Annotated in this window: 3 protein-coding genes and 1 pseudogene; all 4 read left to right on the top strand. The window is 57.1% G+C overall.

Annotated features, from left to right (window positions below; genetic code table 11):
- A pseudogene (gene dnaK / locus CW267_RS29645) lies at positions 1–212 on the top strand (molecular chaperone DnaK); the annotation flags it as partial.
- An 87-nt stretch (positions 213–299) separates the two neighbouring features.
- Positions 300–1,433, top strand: coding sequence for a molecular chaperone DnaJ (dnaJ, locus tag CW267_RS29650; RefSeq protein ID WP_008807497.1), 1,134 nt, complete (start codon positions 300–302; stop codon positions 1,431–1,433).
- Positions 1,434–1,608: 175 nt separating this feature from the next.
- On the top strand, positions 1,609–2,784 hold the full coding sequence (gene nhaA / locus CW267_RS29655) for a Na+/H+ antiporter NhaA (protein WP_008807496.1): 1,176 nt from the start codon (positions 1,609–1,611) through the stop codon (positions 2,782–2,784).
- 54 nt (positions 2,785–2,838) lie between these two features.
- The coding region (nhaR, locus tag CW267_RS29660) for a transcriptional activator NhaR (RefSeq protein ID WP_101148712.1) at positions 2,839–3,589 on the top strand (751 nt) is incomplete at its 3' end.

A 3,589-nucleotide genomic window follows, 5' to 3' on the forward strand; every position in this document is an offset into this window, starting at 1 on the left:
TGACCGCGCTGGAAACTTCCCTGAAAGGCGAAGACAAAGCGGATATCGAAGCGAAAATGCAGGCGCTGGCGCAGGCTTCTCAGAAGCTGATGGAAATTGCTCAGCAGCAGCACGCTCAGCAGCAGGCGGGTTCCGCTGACGCTCAGGCGAGCAACGCGAAAGACGACGATGTTGTCGACGCTGAGTTCGAAGAAGTGAAAGATAAAAAATAATCGCCCTTTGAACGGGTAAAACACTGGCACGGGCGAAGAGGTTTCCTCTCCGCCCGTGCACGCATGTTAAGGGGCTGAAAAACACCGATGGCAAAGCAAGATTACTACGAGATTTTAGGCGTCTCCAAAACAGCGGAAGAGCGTGAAATCAAAAAGGCTTACAAGCGCCTGGCCATGAAGTATCACCCGGACCGCAACCAGGGTGATAAAGAGGCCGAAGCCAAATTTAAAGAAATCAAAGAAGCGTATGAAATCCTGACTGATGCCCAGAAGCGTGCGGCCTACGATCAGTACGGCCACGCGGCCTTCGAACAGGGCGGCATGGGCGGCGGCGGCGGTTTTGGCGGCGGTGCGGATTTCAGCGATATCTTTGGCGATGTTTTCGGCGATATCTTTGGCGGCGGACGTGGTCGTCAGCGCGCGGCGCGCGGCGCCGATCTCCGTTACAACATGGAGCTGACGCTGGAAGAAGCGGTGCGTGGCGTCACCAAAGAGATCCGTATTCCGACGCTGGAAGAGTGCGACGTCTGTCACGGCAGCGGCGCCAAGGCCGGCAGCAAGCCGCAGACCTGTCCGACCTGTCATGGCGCAGGCCAGGTGCAGATGCGTCAGGGCTTCTTTGCGGTACAGCAGACCTGTCCGCACTGTCAGGGACGCGGTACGCTGATTAAAGATCCATGCAACAAATGTCATGGTCATGGGCGTGTAGAGAAAACGAAAACCTTGTCGGTTAAAATTCCGGCAGGTGTGGACACCGGCGATCGGATCCGTCTGGCGGGCGAAGGCGAAGCTGGCGAGCATGGCGCACCGGCAGGCGATCTGTACGTACAGGTCCAGGTGAAGCAGCACGCTATCTTTGAGCGTGAAGGTAATAACCTGTACTGCGAAGTCCCGATCAACTTCACGATGGCGGCGCTGGGTGGTGAGATTGAAGTGCCGACGCTCGACGGTCGCGTCAGTCTGAAAGTGCCGGGTGAAACCCAGACCGGCAAGCTGTTCCGCATGCGCGGCAAAGGTGTGAAATCCGTTCGCGGCGGCGCCCAGGGCGATCTGCTGTGCCGCGTGGTGGTGGAGACGCCGGTAGGGCTGAACGAGAAGCAGAAGCAGCTGCTGAAAGAGCTGCAGGAGAGCTTCGGCGGCCCGACCGGGGAAAACAACAGCCCGCGTTCGAAAAGCTTCTTCGACGGTGTGAAGAAGTTCTTTGACGACCTGACCCGCTAATTCCGCTTTTCCTGATATCCGGCCCGGGCCTTGCTGCCCGGGCTTTTTTTGCCTTACGCCTCCTCTTTTATTCGTAAAAAACGAACTTTAAAGCAATTTAAATCTGATTTTTTCGAGTTATCAGTGTGTGTATTATGCTTTTATCGAGTTATTCACCAACAGGATGAAAGTAAAAGTGAAACATCTGCAACGATTCTTTAGTAGCGATGCTTCCGGCGGCATTGTCTTAATCATTGCCGCCGCGCTGGCGATGGTGATGGCCAATACCAGCGTGACCAGCGGTCTGTATCACTCCTTCCTGGAGACGCCAGTTCAGCTGCGAGTCGGGGCGCTGGAGATCAATAAAAACATGCTGTTATGGATCAATGATGCCCTGATGGCGGTGTTTTTTTTACTGATTGGCCTGGAGGTCAAACGTGAGCTGATTCAGGGGTCGCTGGCGAGCCGTCGTCAGGCGGTGTTTCCAGTGATTGCCGCGCTCGGCGGGATGATTGTGCCGGCCCTGGTCTATCTGGCTTTTAACGCCCAGGATCCTGTCGCCAGAGAGGGGTGGGCGATCCCCGCGGCGACGGATATTGCCTTTGCCCTCGGTGTGCTGGCGCTGTTAGGTAGCCGGGTACCGACGGCGCTGAAGATTTTCCTGATGGCGCTGGCGATTATTGATGACCTCGGGGCTATCGTGATTATCGCGCTGTTTTATACCCACGACCTGTCCATGCTTTCGCTGGGCGTGGCGGCGGCGGCAATTGCGGTGCTGGTGGCCCTGAACCTCAGCGGCGTGCGGCGTACCGGGATCTATATTCTGGTTGGCGCGGTGCTGTGGACGGCGGTGCTGAAGTCTGGCGTTCATGCGACCCTTGCCGGGGTGATCGTCGGCTTTATGATCCCGCTAGAGGAAAAGCATGGCAAGTCACCGGCCAAAGCGCTTGAGCATGTCCTGCACCCGTGGGTCGCGTTTATGATCCTGCCGCTGTTCGCCTTCGCCAACGCTGGCGTTTCGCTGCAGGGAGTCACCCTGGCCGGACTGACGTCGCTTCTGCCGCTGGGCATTATGGCCGGGCTGTTTATCGGCAAGCCGCTGGGGATCAGCCTGTTCTGCTGGCTGGCGCTGAAGCTGAAGTGGGCCTCGCTGCCGGAAGGGACCACCTGCAAGCAGATCATGGCGGTGGGTATTCTGTGTGGGATTGGCTTTACGATGTCGATTTTCATCGCCACTCTGGCCTTCGGTAGCGTCGACCCCGCGTTGATCAACTGGGCCAAGCTTGGCATCCTGATTGGCTCAGTGCTATCAGCAGTCATCGGATATCTCATACTGCGTCAGCGCGTGACGGAGACTCGCCTCGCGGTATAACCTTTCTGCAGGAGAGCCTGCGTGGCTCTCCTGGACATTATCAGGGAGAGAAGCATGTCACATATCAACTACAACCATCTGTACTACTTCTGGCACGTGTATAAAGAAGGGTCCGTCGTTGGCGCGGCGGAGGCGCTGTTTCTGACGCCGCAGACGATTACCGGGCAGATCAAAGCCCTGGAAGAGCGCCTGCAGGGTAAGTTGTTTAAGCGAAAAGGAAGGGGACTGGAGCCGAGTGAGCTGGGCGAGCTGGTCTTCCGCTATGCCGACCGCATGTTTACCCTCAGCCAGGAGATGCTCGACATCGTCAACTACCGCAAAGAGTCGAATCTGCTGTTTGATGTCGGCGTCGCTGATGCGTTATCCAAGCGGCTGGTCAGCGGCGTGCTGGATGCCGCCGTCGTTGAGAGTGAGCAGATCCATCTGCGCTGTTTTGAATCCACCCATGAGCTGCTGCTGGAGCAACTGAGCCAGCATAAGCTCGATATGATTATCTCTGACTGTCCGATCGACTCGACACAGCAGGAAGGGCTATTTTCGGTGAAGATTGGCGAGTGCAGCGTCAGCTTCTGGTGCATGAATCCGGCGCCGACGAAGCCGTTTCCGGCCTGTCTGGAAGAGCGGCGGCTGCTGATCCCCGGTCGGCGTTCGATGCTGGGGCGTAAACTGCTGAACTGGATTAACGTGCAGGGCCTGAAGGTGGAGATCCTCGGCGAATTTGACGATGCGGCGCTCATGAAAGCCTTCGGCGCCGCGCATAATGCGATATTTGTCGCGCCGACGCTCTATGCGCATGATTTCTACT

The organism is Klebsiella sp. X1-16S-Nf21 (assembly GCF_002837615.1).
Classification (GTDB): Bacteria; Pseudomonadota; Gammaproteobacteria; order Enterobacterales; family Enterobacteriaceae; genus Klebsiella; species Klebsiella variicola.

What these genes read in the sequence shown, in the direction of transcription:
- dnaJ (WP_008807497.1), top strand. Translation starts at nt 300, where the DNA reads ATGGCAAAGCAAGATTACTACGAGATTTTAGGCGTCTCCAAAACAGCG.